The 15,408-nt window shown below is 59.9% G+C and carries 18 protein-coding genes; 10 read left to right on the forward strand and 8 right to left on the reverse strand.

Translation table 11 applies throughout. The features are described 5' to 3' along the window. The first annotated feature begins 135 nt into the window (after positions 1 to 135). The 10 genes from ACL2XQ_RS16555 to frdD all read left to right on the forward strand — a co-directional run bounded on the left by ACL2XQ_RS16555 (position 136) and on the right by frdD (position 8,218). Positions 136 to 1,080 carry a tagatose-bisphosphate aldolase gene (locus tag ACL2XQ_RS16555; protein WP_410014436.1) on the forward strand — a complete coding sequence of 315 codons (945 nt, stop codon included), beginning with the start codon at positions 136 to 138 and terminating at the stop codon, positions 1,078 to 1,080. 100 nt (positions 1,081 to 1,180) lie between these two features. After that, positions 1,181 to 1,711 (forward strand): AAA family ATPase, encoded by a 531-nt coding sequence (locus ACL2XQ_RS16560; RefSeq protein ID WP_413733187.1) that lies wholly within the window; start codon positions 1,181 to 1,183, stop codon positions 1,709 to 1,711. 233 nt (positions 1,712 to 1,944) lie between these two features. Continuing rightward, the gene (locus ACL2XQ_RS16565; protein WP_410014435.1) at positions 1,945 to 2,388 is read left to right on the forward strand and encodes a PTS sugar transporter subunit IIA; all 444 of its coding nucleotides are present in this window, start codon (positions 1,945 to 1,947) and stop codon (positions 2,386 to 2,388) included. 202 nt (positions 2,389 to 2,590) lie between these two features. After that, positions 2,591 to 2,890, forward strand: coding sequence for a PTS sugar transporter subunit IIB (locus ACL2XQ_RS16570; protein ID WP_410014434.1), 300 nt, complete (start codon positions 2,591 to 2,593; stop codon positions 2,888 to 2,890). A gap of 50 nt (positions 2,891 to 2,940) precedes the next feature. Further along, entirely contained in the window at positions 2,941 to 4,206 is a 1,266-nt protein-coding gene (locus ACL2XQ_RS16575; protein WP_413739464.1) for a PTS sugar transporter subunit IIC, read from the forward strand. Between the two features lie 17 nt (positions 4,207 to 4,223). Next, the gene (locus tag ACL2XQ_RS16580) at positions 4,224 to 4,529 is read left to right on the forward strand and encodes a hypothetical protein (RefSeq protein WP_413729837.1); all 306 of its coding nucleotides are present in this window, start codon (positions 4,224 to 4,226) and stop codon (positions 4,527 to 4,529) included. 380 nt (positions 4,530 to 4,909) lie between these two features. After that, complete coding sequence (gene frdA, locus ACL2XQ_RS16585; protein WP_410014431.1) at positions 4,910 to 6,715, forward strand: fumarate reductase (quinol) flavoprotein subunit; 1,806 nt, start codon at positions 4,910 to 4,912, stop codon at positions 6,713 to 6,715. Next, positions 6,708 to 7,442 (forward strand): succinate dehydrogenase/fumarate reductase iron-sulfur subunit, encoded by a 735-nt coding sequence (locus ACL2XQ_RS16590; RefSeq protein WP_413732460.1) that lies wholly within the window; start codon positions 6,708 to 6,710, stop codon positions 7,440 to 7,442. Before frdA ends, ACL2XQ_RS16590 begins: the two co-directional genes overlap by 8 nt. A gap of 16 nt (positions 7,443 to 7,458) precedes the next feature. After that, positions 7,459 to 7,854, forward strand: coding sequence for a fumarate reductase subunit FrdC (gene frdC, locus ACL2XQ_RS16595; RefSeq protein WP_410016777.1), 396 nt, complete (start codon positions 7,459 to 7,461; stop codon positions 7,852 to 7,854). A 13-nt stretch (positions 7,855 to 7,867) separates the two neighbouring features. Then, positions 7,868 to 8,218, forward strand: a complete 351-nt coding sequence (frdD, locus tag ACL2XQ_RS16600) for a fumarate reductase subunit FrdD (protein WP_410014429.1) — start codon at positions 7,868 to 7,870, stop codon at positions 8,216 to 8,218. A 99-nt stretch (positions 8,219 to 8,317) separates the two neighbouring features. Here frdD and hybG read toward each other — a convergent pair whose 3' ends face one another. The 8 genes from hybG to hybO are packed head-to-tail and all read right to left on the reverse strand — an operon-like array spanning position 8,318 to position 15,150. Further along, entirely contained in the window at positions 8,318 to 8,605 is a 288-nt protein-coding gene (gene hybG, locus ACL2XQ_RS16605) for a hydrogenase maturation factor HybG (RefSeq protein ID WP_410014428.1), read from the reverse strand. A 17-nt stretch (positions 8,606 to 8,622) separates the two neighbouring features. Next, on the reverse strand, positions 8,623 to 8,964 hold the full coding sequence (hypA, locus tag ACL2XQ_RS16610; RefSeq protein ID WP_413739465.1) for a hydrogenase maturation nickel metallochaperone HypA: 342 nt from the start codon (positions 8,962 to 8,964) through the stop codon (positions 8,623 to 8,625). After that, positions 8,957 to 9,487, reverse strand: a complete 531-nt coding sequence (gene hybE, locus ACL2XQ_RS16615; RefSeq protein WP_413728049.1) for a hydrogenase-2 assembly chaperone — start codon at positions 9,485 to 9,487, stop codon at positions 8,957 to 8,959. Before hybE ends, hypA begins: the two co-directional genes overlap by 8 nt. Further along, complete coding sequence (locus tag ACL2XQ_RS16620) at positions 9,474 to 10,046, reverse strand: HyaD/HybD family hydrogenase maturation endopeptidase (RefSeq protein WP_413732457.1); 573 nt, start codon at positions 10,044 to 10,046, stop codon at positions 9,474 to 9,476. The genes hybE and ACL2XQ_RS16620 overlap by 14 nt, the downstream gene beginning before the upstream one ends. Then, complete coding sequence (gene hybC / locus ACL2XQ_RS16625) at positions 10,046 to 11,749, reverse strand: hydrogenase 2 large subunit (protein ID WP_410014424.1); 1,704 nt, start codon at positions 11,747 to 11,749, stop codon at positions 10,046 to 10,048. The genes ACL2XQ_RS16620 and hybC overlap by 1 nt, the downstream gene beginning before the upstream one ends. Continuing rightward, positions 11,727 to 12,926, reverse strand: a complete 1,200-nt coding sequence (hybB, locus tag ACL2XQ_RS16630; protein WP_413723207.1) for a Ni/Fe-hydrogenase cytochrome b subunit — start codon at positions 12,924 to 12,926, stop codon at positions 11,727 to 11,729. Before hybB ends, hybC begins: the two co-directional genes overlap by 23 nt. Further along, a complete protein-coding gene (gene hybA, locus ACL2XQ_RS16635; RefSeq protein WP_413723208.1) occupies positions 12,913 to 14,019 on the reverse strand; it encodes a hydrogenase 2 operon protein HybA in 1,107 nt (368 codons plus the stop codon). Before hybA ends, hybB begins: the two co-directional genes overlap by 14 nt. Before the next feature lie 3 nt (positions 14,020 to 14,022). After that, on the reverse strand, positions 14,023 to 15,150 hold the full coding sequence (gene hybO / locus ACL2XQ_RS16640) for a hydrogenase 2 small subunit (protein ID WP_410014421.1): 1,128 nt from the start codon (positions 15,148 to 15,150) through the stop codon (positions 14,023 to 14,025). Between the last annotated feature and the right edge of the window lie 258 nt (positions 15,151 to 15,408).

Consider the following 15,408-nt stretch of genomic DNA (forward strand, 5'->3'; position numbering starts at 1 on the left):
CCCAGGGAGAAACCCCTTATAAACCGCAGCATTGGGACCATTTTCTCCCATTTAATCAAGGACGATGATGACAAAGGGTAACAACGTATCACCGCGTTTTTTGTCTGTAATAAATTTCAGGTAAAGGAGAAATTCATGTCAAAAATGTCCACCTCAGAATTACGCAGCTATCAACAAATCTGTGGCAGCAACGGCGCCATGTTGGTTATCGCCTGCGATCAGCGAGGTGCCATGCGCAGCCTGCTATCCAACGATCCCGCCCGGCAGGCGCAGATTTCCGAACACGAACTGGGACTGATCAAGGCCGATATCACCCGTTACCTGGCAAGCAAGGCGTCATGCGTGCTGGTCGATCCGGTCTGCGCCGTGCCGCAGCTGGTGGACGACGGCATCATTGCGCGCGACACGGCGCTGCTGATAGGCCTCGACGCCTCCGGGTTCGACACCACGCCCGAAGGCTACCGGCTGTCGCGGCTGGTTGACCATATCAACGCCCGGCGGGTGCGCGAGCTCGGCGCCACCGGCGGCAAGATCATGGTGTATCTGCGCTCGGATCGCGCCGGGGCGAACCAGCACAATATCGCTATACTGCGCCGATGCATCGAGGATTTCACCCGCGAGGATTTATTGTTGGTGGTTGAGTTCCTGACGTATAAACTCGATGATGAAACGGACGAGGAATATAAGCAGAAAATCCCGGAGCTTATCTATGGCGGCACGAAAATCTGCCTGGAATGCGGGGCCAAGGTGCTGAAATTACCCTATCCCGGTTCGCCGCAGGCCTGTGCGGACATCACCCGGCTTGCCGGCGACGTGCCCTGGGCCGTGCTCTCGGCGGGCGTCGATCACGCCACCTTCCTGACCCAGGTGGCGGACGCCATGAGCAAGGGCGCCTCCGGCGTCATTGCGGGCCGTTCGTTATGGAAAGATTGTATTTCCCTGGACCGTGAGGCCACCCGGCAAAAACTGGAAACACTGGCTATTCCCCGGCTGAACGAAATTCAGGCTGTGATTAAACAATATTTTCACGCGACCCGGCCGACGAGAGACGCGTTAACGGAGCAGGTAAAACATGTCTGACAAGGGCGCGGCGACCGACAGCATCCGGTTTTCTCCTGCTAATGGCGCCCAGGCGTCGCATCAGGACCGGCCGGAAAGTGACAACGGCAAGCGGATTATCATGATCAACGGTATCCCCGCCTCCGGTAAAAGCACCCTCGCCGCAGGCCTCTCCCGGCAGTCCGGCTGGCTTTCGTTATCCCTGGACGGGATCAAAAACCCGTTTCTGCAGCATCTGGGCGGTGTCGACCGCACGATGAACCGTACCCTTGGCAAAGCCAGTTACCAGGCCGTCTGGTCCATCGTGGCGCAGGCCCCGGCGGGAAGCACCTTTATCATAGACGCCTGGTTTGGCTTCCAGCCCCGGGAGCTATTAGCGCATTATCTGGCGCACGCCGGCGTGACGCGCCTGGTCGAAGTGTGGTGCCGGATTTCCGCGCAACTGGCGGCCGCCCGCTATGCCGCGCGCCTGGCGGACAGATTGCCCGGCCATCCCGGCGCGGAATATCTACCCGAACTGCGGGCGCTGGCGGAACGCGCCGGACCGATGGCATTAGGGCCGGTCTTTAGCGTCGACCAGGACCAACCGCAGGATACCCGCGTTATTTACGACTGGATAATGCAAACATTGCCGCGCGCCGCGGTGATATAACCACAAACTGTAAGGAGATAACTCACACCTGACCGAATATAATAGAACATTGCTGCTTAAAAAGGCCTTCTTCATATATAAAGAAAGCCCGTAATAGTATTTGGCATTATTTTTCAAGACAACTCTTTATTATTATTTACAATATTGTAGAAATAGATAAAGATGGATCACAGTTTTTATAAGGAAACAGAAACATACTAGTATATATCTATACCTAGCTAAAAAGGGTCTTTATGTTAACGGACTGGATTAACGAAAGTAACGTTCGCTTAATTAATCAGGCGAAAGACTGGCAAAGCGCAGTGGCGTTATCGGTGCAGCCGCTTATCGATCAGCATGCGGTTGAGAGCCGTTATCTCCAGGCTATTTACGCCATGCATGAACAAATAGGCCCTTACTATGTCTTGGGCGAAGGCATTGCCATGCCCCATGCCCGGCCGGAGGAAGGGGTAATTAAAACCGCCTTGTCCTTGGTTATCGTTTCGCAAGGCGTGACCTTCGGCAGCGAAGATAACGATCCGGTGTACGTTATTTTTGCCCTGGCGGCCGTCGACAGCCATTCACATATTGAAATGATTGCGAGCCTGTCAAAATTATTTTGCGATGAGGAGGCGGTAAATACCTTAAAACATGCGCGGGATGAACAAGAGATTTTGGCCATACTGCGCCATTTTTAACGTATCACCCTAAGGGGCGATAACCATCAACCCAGGCGGCCATCAACGCCGGTGGGCCAGGCGCATGGCCGGTTAATGGCTATTCAGGATGGGCAGGCCGCAGGCTGTCCGCCGGAAGCGGTATTGAGCTATCGTCATCGGCGTCATGCCGGCCCGATGGCGGCGGTTACCCTACAGATGAATCACTTAAGGAACCTGTATTATGAAAAAATTATCAATTCTGGCGGTATGCGGGGCGGGACTGGGCAGCAGTTTTGCGTGCGAAATGAGTATTGAGGCCGCGTTGAAAGATCTGGGCGTGGATGCCGATTTGTCTCATTGTGATATTTCCAGCGCCACGTCAAGCAGGGCGGATATAATAATGACCGGCGAAAACTTCCGATCACAGTTCCAGCATTATACGATAAATGCCACTATTATTTACCTTAAAAGATTGGTTGATAAAAACGAAATAAAAGAAAAACTAACGCCAGTATTACAGGAAAAAGGCTACCTGGCTTGATATTGATTGATTGATAATCCGATTGTTGCAAACCCTACAGGGGACTTATTATGTCTTTCCTCCATTTTATTGTCAACGATGTGCTCGGCCAGGCGTCGATACTGATATCATTGATCGCCATGATTGGGCTTATCGCGCAAAAAAAGAGCCCCGGCCAGGTTATTACCGGCACGCTTAAAACGCTATTAGGTTTTTTAGTCCTGCTGTCCGGCGCCAATATTATCGTCACTGCGTTAAACTTCCTCGGCGATGTATTCCAGAAAGGATTCCATATGCGCGGGGTGGTCACCGACGTGGGTTCCATTGCCGGCATCGCCCAACAAACCCTGGGACGGGAAACCGCCCTGATCATGGTTCTGGCGTTTGTAATTAATATTCTTATCGCCCGTTTCACCCGTTATAAATATATTTTCCTCACCGGCCAGGCCTCGCTCTGGATGGCCACGGTATGCTCGGTTATCGGTTACATGGGCGGGCTGCGGGGGACGGAATTAATCCTTATCGGCGGCGTTATCGCCGGCGTCATGGCGGTCGGCATGCCGGTGCTGGCGCAGCCCATTGTGCGCAAGATAACGGGGTCGGACGATATTGCGCTGGGCCATTTCTGCACTATTGGTTATATCGTGCAGGCCGGCGTGGCGAAGCTCACCGGCGATGTCAGCAAAAGTACCGAGGATCTGGAGCTGCCCCAGTCGTTTTCCTTTCTCCAGGATACGTATCTCTCCATGATGGTGGTGATGATCCCGGTCTACCTGATTCCGTCCATCGCCGCGGGCCCCTTGGTGATCGCCCCTTATGCCCACGGCGTTAACTACCTGGTCTATGCCTTCCTGCAATCGGTACAGTTCGTGGTCGGGGTTTATGTCCTGCTGGCGGGCGTCAGGCTGCTGCTGGCGGAAATCGTACCGGCGTTTCGCGGCATCGCGCTGCGCATCGTGCCCAACGCCATTCCGGCGCTGGACTGCCCGGTGCTGTTCCCCTATGCCCCCAACGCGGTGATTATCGGTTTTATTTCCACCACCATCGGCTCGGTTATCGGCATGTTCCTGTTCCCAAGCATGGGACTGGCGATGATCCTGCCGGGCATGCTGACCAATTTTTTTGCCGGCGGCACCGCGGGTATTTTCGGCAATGCCGTCGGCGGACGGCGCGGCGCCATCATCGGCGGCGTGTTCCATGGGTTGTTTATTACCCTGCTGCCCGCGTTGCTATTGCCCCTGCTCGGGCAGTATGGGTTTTCCAACGTCACGTTCAGTGATTCGGATGTCATCAGCGTCGGACTGGTGTTCGGCCATATTCTTAACTTTTTCCATTAACCGTACGCGGAGGATCCATGGTCTCGTCTATTGATACTATCCTGGCGCAGGGGCTGGCGCCGAAAGAATGCGCCAAAGCGCTTAACGAACTGGGCAAGACGCTGTTTGAGCGGCAGGACACGGACGCCGCCATCGCCTGCTGGGAAAAGAGCGTCGCGTGCTACGGCAAGCCCGGCCCCGCCCAGGCGCATCTGATGAAAGCCTACAACCTGAAACGGCGCCAGTGCTCGGAGCGCGGCGACAGCGCGGGCATCGAGGCGTTTTCCCAGAAAATCGATGCGCTGATGCAGCAAAGCAAGGACGCCATCCGTTATGGTTTTTAACCGCCGGCGGCCCTGACGTCAAAATAACCCTGCCGGGACGGCGGCGCGTCCCGGCGGGCAGTTGCCGTTCCCTGTCCGCGCGCGACATCAATAGCTGAATGCCAATTATTCCGCTTTGCCGTCAATTTAACAAAATGATTTCACTTCTCTTTTTTTTTGTTGATCTACATCATACCTGTATTCATCCACACTCGCATTATTGCCCATACGGAATATATTATTATTATCTGAATGTATGGCATCATTAGAAGAATCAAATTAATTAGTGTGCTTAATTTAGTTAATTAAAAATTTTCAGTTATTTTAATTATTAAAGTCAATTAAATATCCCGCTGCGTTTTGTTGATTTTAATGCAATGTCCGATGAGCAGGAGAATAAAGTGCAAACCTTTAATGCCGATATCGTCATCGTCGGGGCGGGGGGCGCGGGTTTACGCGCCGCCATTGCCGCCGCGCAGGCCCATCCCAACCTGACTATCGCCCTGGTATCGAAAGTATACCCCATGCGCAGCCATACCGTGGCCGCCGAGGGCGGGTCCGCCGCCGTCACCCAGGATCATGACTCTTTTGACTCCCATTTCCACGATACCGTCTCCGGCGGCGACTGGCTGTGCGAGCAGGACGTGGTCGATCATTTTGTCCGCCACTGCCCGGAGGAGATGACCCAGCTTGAACTGTGGGGCTGCCCCTGGAGCCGCAAGCCCGACGGCCGGGTGAACGTCAGGCGTTTCGGCGGGATGAAAATCGAACGTACCTGGTTCGCCGCCGATAAAACCGGTTTCCATATTCTGCATACGCTGTTCCAGACCTCGCTGAAATATCCGCAGATCAAGCGCTTCGACGAGCACTTCGTGCTGGATATCCTGGTGGACGACGGCCAGGCGCGCGGACTGGTGGCCATCAATATGATGGAAGGCACGCGCATCTGCATCCGCGCCAACGCCGTGGTCATGGCCACCGGCGGCGCCGGCCGCGTTTATCGCTATAACACCAACGGCGGCATCGTCACCGGCGACGGTATGGGCATCGCCCTGCGTCACGGCGTGCCGCTGCGCGATATGGAGTTTGTTCAGTACCACCCCACCGGCCTGCCCGGCTCCGGCATCCTGATAACCGAAGGCTGCCGCGGCGAAGGCGGCATCATGGTTAATAAAGACGGCTATCGCTATTTGCAGGACTACGGCATGGGGCCCGAAACGCCGCTGGGCCATCCGGAAAACAAATATATGGAACTGGGTCCGCGCGATAAGCTGTCCCAGGCGTTCTGGCACGAATGGCGCGCCGGGCGCACCATCGCCACGCCGCGCGGCGACGTGGTCTATCTCGACCTGCGCCATTTGGGCGAGAAAAAGCTGTTGGAACGGCTGCCGTTTATCTGTGAACTGTCGAAAGCCTATGTCGGCGTCGATCCGGTGAAGGATCCCATCCCGGTACGCCCCACCGCCCATTACACCATGGGCGGCATTGAAACCGATCAGCAATGCGAAACGCGCATCCGCGGTCTGTTTGCCGTCGGCGAATGCTCCTCGGTGGGCCTGCACGGCGCCAACCGTCTCGGCTCCAATTCCCTGGCCGAGCTGGTGGTGTTCGGCCGCCTGGCGGGCGAACAGGCCGCGGCCAGCGCGGCGGCCGCGCCGGCCGCCAATAACGCCGTCCTCGACGCCCAGGCGCGGGACGTGGAAACCACCCTGCAACGCCTGATGGACCAGCGGGGCAATGAAAAATGGTCGGCCATCCGCGACGAGATGGGCCTGTCGATGGAAGAAGGCTGCGGCATCTACCGTACGCCGGAGCTGATGCAAAAAACCATGGATAAGCTGGCCGAGCTGAAAGAGCGGTTTAAACGGGTTACCATTACCGATACCTCCAGCGTGTTTAATACCGATCTGCTCTACACCATTGAGTTGGGCAACGGACTGGAGGTGGCCGACTGCATGGCGCATTCGGCGTTCCACCGCCGGGAATCGCGCGGCGCCCACCAGCGGCTCGATGAGGGCTGTACCGAGCGCGACGACGTGAATTTCCTCAAGCATACCCTGGCGTTTTATAATCCCGACGGCGCGCCGCGTCTGGAATACAGCGACGTGAAGATCACCACCCTGCCGCCGGCCAAACGGATGTACGGCGGCGAGGGCGCCGCGGCCGCGGTACAGGATAAAAAGGATAAGGAGCAGGCCAATGGCTGAGATGAACACGCTGAAGCTTGAGGTAATGCGTTATAACCCCGAGCAGGATCAGGCCCCCCATCCCGTGGTGTACGACGTGCCTTATGACGCGCAAACCTCGCTGCTGGACGCGCTGGGTTATATCAAGGATAACCTGGAGCCGGACCTGTCCTTCCGCTGGTCGTGCCGGATGGCCATTTGCGGGTCCTGCGGCATGATGGTGGACAATGTGCCGAAGCTGGCCTGTAAAACCTTTTTGCGCGAATATCCCCACGGCATGAAGGTCAAGGCCCTGGGCCACTTCCCCATCGAGCGCGATCTGGTGGTGGACATGACCCATTTTATCGAGAGCCTGGAGGCGATTAAGCCCTATATCATCGGCAATAACCGCCAGCCGTCGGAAGGCACCAACCTGCAGACCCCGGCGCAGATGGCCAAATACCATCAGTTCAGCGGCTGCATCAACTGCGGCTTATGTTATGCCGCCTGTCCGCAGTTCGGGCTGAATCCGGAGTTTATCGGCCCGGCGGCCATTACGCTTGCGCACCGGTACAATCTGGATAACCGCGACCACGGCAAAAAGGAGCGGATGGCGCAGCTGAACGGCGAAAACGGCGTCTGGAGCTGCACGTTCGTCGGCTACTGCTCGGAGGTGTGTCCCAAACATGTGGATCCCGCCGCCGCCATTCAGCAGGGCAAAGTGGCGAGCACCCAGGACTTTATGATCGCCATGCTGAAACCTCGCTAAGGGAGTGATTAACATGATAACAACCAAACGCAAGCCCTACGTTCGCAGCATGCCGGCCAACTGGTGGCAGAAGCTGGGGTTCTACCGTTTTTATATGCTGCGCGAAGGCACCGCCGTACCGGCGGTCTGGTTCAGCCTGGAACTGATCTACGGACTGTATGCGCTGAAGGCCGGCGAGGCGAACTGGGACGGGTTTGTGCATTTCCTGCAAAACCCGGTGGTGCTGGCGCTTAACCTGCTGACGCTGCTGGCGGCGCTGCTGCATACCAAAACCTGGTTTGAGCTGGCGCCCAAGGCCACTGTGCTGGTCGTCAAGGATGAAAAGGTCGGTCCGGCGCCGTTTATCGCCACGCTTTGGGGCGTTACGCTGGTGGTGACGGTGGTGATACTGGCCGTGGCCCTTGTCGTTTAATCAGGAGAACGCTATGAATCAAAATCCGAAACGCGCCGATGAACCGGTTTTCTGGAGCCTGTTCGGCGCCGGCGGCATGTGGAGCGCCATCGTCGCGCCGGTGATAATCCTGCTGGTGGCCTTTTTGCTGCCGCTGGGCTGGTATCCGGGCGAGGCGCTCAGCTATCCGCGGGTGCTCGCGTTCAGCCATACCCTGATAGGCCGCCTGTTCTGGCTGCTGATGATTGTCCTGCCGCTGTGGTGCGGGCTGCATCGCATTTATCACTGCACGCATGACCTGAAAATTCATGTGCCGGCCGGCAAATGGGTGTTTTACGGACTGGCCGCCATCCTGACCGTGGTGACTCTGGTGGGCATTTTTTAACCAGGGCAAGTTAACCTACCCCCTATCCGCACGTTAATCAGCAACGCCCCGCCACCCGTATCCCGGGTGGCGGGGCGTTGCCGTTATCGGGCGTTGTTTTTAGCCCACTACCCGCCGCTTCCCATCCTGTCTCATTTCGTCGAGCTCCAGGCCGACCATTTGCATGGACTGCAATGCCGCCAGCGTCTCGCGCGCCTCCTGCTCATCGAGCAGGCTCATGGCGAATCCCACATGGACCAATACCCACTGGCCGACCAGCGCGGCGGGTTCGCCTTCGCATACCAGGGCGATATTTACCGCGCGCTGCACGCCGCAGACCTCGATACAGGCCGGCTGGTGAATATCGGCCCCGACGGCCACGATCTTACCGGGAATGCCTATGCACATACTCTCTCCAAGGGATATTACTCCAGCTCCAGCTGCCTGACGCGCAGGCTGTCGCCGCCGTTAACCTGCAACGCGTGACCGCCGCAGCGCGGGCAGCCCGCGCCATGGTGCGTTATCTCGACGGCGGCGCCGCATGACCAGCACCAGGCCGGCGCCGGCCGCACGTCAAGGTGCAGCGCGCTGCCTTCGGCCAGCGTGCCGCGGCACACCGTGCCGAACGAAAAACGCAGGGCGCTTTCCTCGATGCACGACAGCGCGCCCAGTTCCAGCCAGACCCCGGTCACCCGCCGCGCCCCGTGCGAGCGGGCCTGCTGGTCAATCAGCGCCAGCGCCTCGTAGCACAGGGAAAGCTCATGCATCCGGGGCGCCGCCCCGGCCGCGGGTGAGCCAGGCGCGGCGATCGGCGTCCGGCGGGCTGTCGCCGTCACGCACCGGCAACGACAACGCCATTTTCACGCAGTGTTCCGCCAGGGCGACCGCCCCGGCGCCGGTCAGCCCGGCATCCAGCGGCGACATCAGGGAACAGGAGAGATAGGGCCTCCGGCCCGCCAGCTCGCCGCTGATAAAGGTGACATTGCCGCACGGCAACGCCAGCGCCCGCCGCGCGCCGTTTTCCATCGGCGGCCATTCCTGGCCCGGCCCCGGCAATACCCACAGGCTCAGCATCCAGGGGGTCAGCAGGCATCCCAGCCACTGCTGTTCAAACAGGGTGAAACCGCAGGCGCGCACCGGCACCGCCGGACGGAAAAACGGCAAATCGCGCATGCGCTCATCGGCGATGCGCCGGAACAGCGGCTCCAGCCACGACGCGGGCGCGTCGCCGACGGCAGCCGCGGCCTCATTAGCCCTTGTCCGGGCGGGAGGATCTTCATACCGCGGCATGGGTATCTCCCTTATCAGAAGGGTCATTATCGTCGGGCCGGGAAAAGGGGCCGGCGTCAGCGCCGGGGGGCGCGTCGCTGGCTTCCCGCGCCGACACGGTCACGCCGCTTTGCTCCAGCGCGGCAATCACCTGCCCCAGCGCCGGTTCCACCGCCCGCGCCACGCAATCGGTCAGGCCGATGCGCATGGTCAGCGCTTGCGGCTCCACGCCCACCAGGGTCAGGCGGCGCGGAAACGCGTCCAGCAGGCGCAGCGCCATCAGCGCATCGGCCAGTCCCAGCTGATGCGGCGACAGCTTTTGCGTCAGGAACGCGGGCACCTCATCGTCGCGCAGCACCACCACCGCGCCGGGGGCATGGCCGGCGAGCACCGCGTCGGCCACGATCAGATGATCGCGGCCGGACAGGGTTTCCAGCAGCTCCATGCCCGAGGTGCCGCCGTCCAGGATGTCGATGGCGGGCGTGAACCGGTAACGGCGCGCCAACGCTTCAACGATGCGCACCCCCACCGCTTCATCGCTCAGCAGCAGGTTGCCGATACCCAGCACCAGAATACGCATCACAGCACCTTTACCCGGTTCACTTCCCGGCCGGTCGCGTCCACCAGGTGCACGGCGCATGACATGCAGGGGTCGAAGGAATGGATGGTGCGCACCACTTCCAGCGGCCGGGCGGCGTCGGCCACCGGCGTGCCCACCAGCGACTGCTCGTAAGGCCCCGGCACGTCCTGCCCGTTGCGCGGGCCGGCGTTCCAGGTGGAGGGGACCACCGCCTGGTAATTGGCAATCTTGCCGTCCCTGATAACCACCCAGTGCGACAGCATGCCGCGCGGCATTTCGCCGAAGCCTACGCCGCGCAGTTCCTTATCCAGCGGAATGTCCGGCTTGATAAAGGTCTGGTGATCGCCCCGGCCGATATTGTCCACCAGCAGTTGCCACATCACGCTCAGCGAGTCTTTCAGCACGCAGCAGTGCACGGTGCGGCCGATGACCCGCCCCAGGGTGGAATGCAGATCGGCCTCGCGCAACGTGTTGCCGGTAAGATGGCGATAGGCGGCGCCAAGCTGCGAAAAGTGGGTTTGCGCGCCCTCGTGGCCCGCCGCCAGCCCGCACAGCAGCCAGGCCAGCGGACCGACCTCCACCGTCTGGCCGTAGAATATCGGTGATTTTACCCAGGAATATTTACCGTCCTCCTGCCAGCCGGTGTACTGCGGCCGGGTACGGCCCTCCCAGGGGGCCAGCGGCTCGTCGTCCTGGTACCAGGCATGTTTGGCGCTTTCCTGGATGCCGTCCATCAGGAACGGGTCGGTATGGCTGGCGATGGGGCGGAAGCGGGCGGCGTCGCCGTCCTCCAGATAACCGCCCGTCAGCCAAAAGGTCTCGCCCTTGCCATCCAGCGGCAGCTCCGGCACGCTCAGGTAATGCCGCGCCCCGCGCCCCAGCGTCAGCCACTGTGGATAGTGGGCGGCGATCACCACGCAGTCGACTTTATACACCTGCTCGATAAAGTCGCCCAGCCGGTCGATAAAGGTTTTGACATACATCAGCCGTTCCAGGTTCAGCACGCTGGGCATATCCGGGTTGATAGCGTTGGCGACGCCGCCGACGGCCAGGTTCTGGATATGCGGCGTTTTGCCGCCCAGCATGGCGACGATGCGGTTGGCGTCGCGCTGGCATTCCAGCGCCTGCAGGTAATGGGCCACCGCAATCAGGTTGACTTCCGGCGGCAGCGCCATGGCCGGATGCCCCCAATAACCGTTGGCGAAAATGCCCAGTTGACCGCTGGCCACCAGATCCTTGATCTTTTGCTGTACCCTGGCGAACTCCGCCGCGCTGTTCAGCGACCAGGTGGACAGGCCTTTGAGCAGCGTTTCGGCTTTCACCGGATCCGCCTTGAGCGCCGAGGTAATATCCACCCAGTCCAGGGCCGACAACTGGTAAAAATGCACGATATGATCGTGGATGCTGTGGGCCGCCAGGATCAGGTTGCGGATATACTGGGCGTTCACCGGCACGCTCATGCCCAGGGCGTGTTCCACCGCGCGAACCGAGGCGATGGCGTGCACCGTGGTGCACACCCCGCAGATACGCTGGACAATCATCCAGGCGTCGCGCGGATCGCGGCCCTGGAGAATTTCTTCCATGCCGCGCCACATGGTGCCCGACGACCAGGCCTTGACCACTTTTCCCTGTTCAATTTCGCAATCAATACGCAGGTGGCCCTCGATACGGGTAACAGGATCAATGGTGATGCGTTGGCTCATGCTCTACCTCAATCGGACGATCGTGATGGCGGTCCGCCGTCCCGGACAGGACCGGCAACAGGCGAATCAACATTATGTAAGCACAGACTTCGATAGCGACGAAGCCCACTGAAATCAGGATTTCACCCACGGCGGGGAAATAGCGGTAACCGCCGCCGGGATTGAAGGCGATCAGGGAATAATCCAGGCGCCACAGCGCCGCGCCCGACAGCATGCACAGCCCGCCGATAAACAGCGCGCGGGCGTCCCGGCGGCAGCGTCGCAGGCAGAGCATCAGCAACGGCGCCAGCATCAGGCCGATTTCCGCCCAGAACAGCGCGGCATAGCGATCGCCCGCCCATAAATAGCCGGTCTTGCCGCGCCAGATCACTTCCGCAAAGCGCAGCAGGATGAAGATCGTCAGGAAAACGGCGATAATGCGCGTCAGGCGCGTGAACAGCGGCGTTTCGTCCGCTCCGCGGCCCGCAAGCCCCGCCCGCACCAGCGAACCTTCAAACACCACCATCGAAAACCCCATGATAAAGGCGGTCAGCAGCGAAAACAGCGGCAGCATTTCGTAGCTTTGCCACAGGGGATGCACCTTGATGCCGGCGGCAATCATCAGCGACCCCATGGAGGATTGATGCATGGTGGGCAGCAGAACGCCCAGCGACAGGATCAGGAACATCCCTTTATCGAGCCATTTGCGCGGGGCGTGCCATCCCCACTTTTCACACAGTACCGGCGCGAACTCGAGCGCCATGATGCCGATGTAGATGGTCATGCATACCGCGGTTTCAAACAATACCGACGAGGTATTGAAATAGCCGGGAAGATAAAAGTACGGCAGGTTCCAGTAGCGGCCGACGTCGATGGTGATGGACAGCCCGCCCAGCGAATAGCCGAACAGGCTGGCCAGCAGCGCCGGACGCATCAGCGGGTGGAATTCGCCGCGGTTGAAGACGTAGACCGCCCAGGCCAGCGCCCACCCGCCGCAGGCCAGGCCGGTGCCCACCAGCAGGTCGAAGGCAATCCACAGGCCCCAGGGATAACCGCCGTTCAGGTTGGCCACCGAGCCGATGCCGAACAGCAGTCGCCTGAGGATAAGCCCCGCGCACAGTATCACCAGCGGCGCCAGGTACATAATGGGCCTGGCGAACAGACGTCCGCCCAGCGGGCTGGCCTTATGCATCGTCATGATTATTCTCTCCTGGTGGCGCTACGCGCGTCGTTTTGGCGCCTGACGCCTCCCGCCCGCCCGGCGCATCGTCGCCGGCCGCGCCGGATAGATCAGGCCCGGCGGCCTTATCGTCGCCGTCGTGTCCGTCGCGGGTATTGCGCCGCACCAGCAGCGCCAGCCCGGCAAATACCGCCAGCGGCAATACCATGCCTTTATACAGCGAATGCTGGATATGCTCCGAGCGCGCGCCGGTGGACAACTCCGCCAGCGCCGGCAGGTCGAGGTTTTGGTACGGCACCCCGGCCAGCACCAGCACCTGGGTGCCGCCGCCTTCTTTCTCGCCGTAGATATGCGGTTCATACCGCGGCAGGGCGCGCGCATAGCGATCCCCATCCCCAAGGGTCTGGCGGGGATACAGATATTCAACGCCCGGGGTCAGCGCCAGACGCTGGCGGGCTTCGGCCAGCAGCGCTTCCCTGGTGCCGAAAATCACCGCGCCGGTGGGACAGACCTCGACGCATCCGGGCAAGCCGCCGTTATCCAGCCGGGCGACGCCGGGCTGGTTGCACAGCTCGCATTTATGGATTTGGCCCAGCGGATTGTCATAATCGTATTTCGGCACGTTAAACGGACAGGCCACCATGCAATAACGGCAGCCGGTGCAAATATCGGCGTTGTAGTGCACCACGCCGGTCGTGGGGTGTTTTTTCAGCGCGGACACCGGACAGACCGATACGCAGTTCGGATCTACGCAGTGCATGCATTGCTTTTTGATATAGGCGTAGCCGTCCTGGGCCTGATCCTTATTTTTGCCGGTGCCGGAGGTCCACACCTGGATAATATTGTTGGTATACGGGCTGAGCTTGTCATTATCCGACCAGGTGGCCGCGCCGCCGGCATAGGTTTTCCCCGCGGCTGGCCTGGGAGAATGATTGACCTGCTGGCATTTTGTCACGCAGGCCTGGCAGCCCACGCAGAGCGTGGAATCGTACAGCATGCCCAGCGCGCCCGGAATGGGCGGTTTATTCTGCGCCTGCGCCAGCGCGGCGGCGGGTACGCCCGCCAGCAAGGCCCCGGCGCAGGTCAGTTTAAAAAAATGACGTCGGTTCACGGCTCACTCCTCCCGGGACGAAGCGTCGGTCCGATCCCGGCGCTGTTTATTCTGCGCCCGGCCCAGTTCACGCACCGTCATCAGGCCGACGCCCGCCACCACCCCCAGCACGCCGCCGATAAGGCCGGTGGCGGTGGCGGAGCGCGGCGCCCCTTCCGGCTGATGGACGGCGGGTTTTTCCGCCCTGGGGGTGGGGTTTTCCACATTCGCCAATTGGAAAATCCCCTTGGTAAAGCCGATGCCCTGCTCATTGCAGCCATAACAGGGATGGCCGATGCCCACCGGCCAGATACCGCCGCCCACATCGCAAAACTCTAGGGTCGGGCAGTTGCCGTAGGTCTCCGGTCCTTTACAGCCCAGATGGTACAGACACCACCCCTGGCGATGCCCCTCGTCGCCGAATTCCCGGGCAAAACGCCCCGCGTCGAAATGCGGCCGCCGTTCACAGTTTTCATGAATCAGACGGCCATAGGCAAAGGTGGGCCGCCCGGCGGCGTCAAGCGCCGGCGCGCGCCCCCAGGTAATGATATGGGCCACCGTCGCCAGGAAATTATGTGGATTGGGCGGGCAGCCCGGGATATTGATAATGGTTTTGCCCGGCAGGGCCTGCTGCAGGCTGACCGCCCCGGTGGGATTGCTGCCCGAGGCCGGCACGCCGCCCCAGGCGGAACAGGACCCGATGGCGATAATGGCGGCGGCGCCCTCGGCGCATTCACGGATATGCTCGACAATAGGTTTGCCGGCCACCATGCAGTACACGCCGCCGTCCTTGAGCGGGATGGAACCGTCCACCACCAGCACATATTTGCCGCGGTACCGCTCCACCGCGCGCTGCTTATTGTCCTCGGCCTGGGCGCCGAAGGCGGCGGAGAGCACCTCATGGTATTCCAGGGAAATATCGTTAAGCAGCAGGTGTTCCAGCGTCGGATGCGTCGCGCGCAGCAGGGACTCGGTGCAGCCGGTGCATTCCTGGGCGCCGATCCAGATAACCGGCGGCCGCGTCGGCTGCGCCAGGGAGCGGGCCATTTCGCCGGCCGCGCGGCTGCTCAGGCCCATGGTGGCGGCCAGGGCGGCGCACAGTTTTAAAAAGGTACGGCGATCAACCCCCGGGGGAGTAATGCGGGTATTCATAGTGGTTTTGGGCCTCTTACATGGCAACGCTGCTCAAGCACGGCTGCGTCATTGAGACCCTGAAATTATTATGAGAGGGTTAAATTGATCTCTATCAATTTAGGGCCAAATGACAATTTATATTTTTATTATTTGTGACCAAGAACATTTTTAACCAATATTATTTCAAAATGTTTACTCTAAAATTTTACTTTATTTGTTTTTTGTTAGGCTGGACCTCTATGCATTATATTTCCACGACGCACGCCATTAAATAAC

The organism is Sodalis sp. RH14, from assembly GCF_047324285.1.
Taxonomy (GTDB): domain Bacteria; phylum Pseudomonadota; class Gammaproteobacteria; order Enterobacterales; family Enterobacteriaceae; genus Acerihabitans.

Excerpts from the sequence above, each read along its gene's own strand:
- ACL2XQ_RS16555 (WP_410014436.1), top strand. The coding sequence starts at position 136 with ATGTCAAAAATGTCCACCTCAGAATTACGCAGCTATCAACAAATCTGT.
- ACL2XQ_RS16560 (WP_413733187.1), top strand. The coding sequence starts at position 1,181 with ATGATCAACGGTATCCCCGCCTCCGGTAAAAGCACCCTCGCCGCAGGC.
- ACL2XQ_RS16565 (WP_410014435.1), top strand. The coding sequence starts at position 1,945 with ATGTTAACGGACTGGATTAACGAAAGTAACGTTCGCTTAATTAATCAG.
- ACL2XQ_RS16570 (WP_410014434.1), top strand. The coding sequence starts at position 2,591 with ATGAAAAAATTATCAATTCTGGCGGTATGCGGGGCGGGACTGGGCAGC.
- ACL2XQ_RS16575 (WP_413739464.1), top strand. The coding sequence starts at position 2,941 with ATGTCTTTCCTCCATTTTATTGTCAACGATGTGCTCGGCCAGGCGTCG.
- ACL2XQ_RS16580 (WP_413729837.1), top strand. The coding sequence starts at position 4,224 with ATGGTCTCGTCTATTGATACTATCCTGGCGCAGGGGCTGGCGCCGAAA.
- ACL2XQ_RS16590 (WP_413732460.1), top strand. The coding sequence starts at position 6,708 with ATGGCTGAGATGAACACGCTGAAGCTTGAGGTAATGCGTTATAACCCC.
- frdD (WP_410014429.1), top strand. The coding sequence starts at position 7,868 with ATGAATCAAAATCCGAAACGCGCCGATGAACCGGTTTTCTGGAGCCTG.
- hybG (WP_410014428.1), bottom strand. The coding sequence starts at position 8,605 with ATGTGCATAGGCATTCCCGGTAAGATCGTGGCCGTCGGGGCCGATATT.
- hypA (WP_413739465.1), bottom strand. The coding sequence starts at position 8,964 with ATGCATGAGCTTTCCCTGTGCTACGAGGCGCTGGCGCTGATTGACCAG.
- hybE (WP_413728049.1), bottom strand. The coding sequence starts at position 9,487 with ATGCCGCGGTATGAAGATCCTCCCGCCCGGACAAGGGCTAATGAGGCC.
- ACL2XQ_RS16620 (WP_413732457.1), bottom strand. The coding sequence starts at position 10,046 with ATGCGTATTCTGGTGCTGGGTATCGGCAACCTGCTGCTGAGCGATGAA.
- hybC (WP_410014424.1), bottom strand. The coding sequence starts at position 11,749 with ATGAGCCAACGCATCACCATTGATCCTGTTACCCGTATCGAGGGCCAC.
- hybB (WP_413723207.1), bottom strand. The coding sequence starts at position 12,926 with ATGACGATGCATAAGGCCAGCCCGCTGGGCGGACGTCTGTTCGCCAGG.
- hybO (WP_410014421.1), bottom strand. The coding sequence starts at position 15,150 with ATGAATACCCGCATTACTCCCCCGGGGGTTGATCGCCGTACCTTTTTA.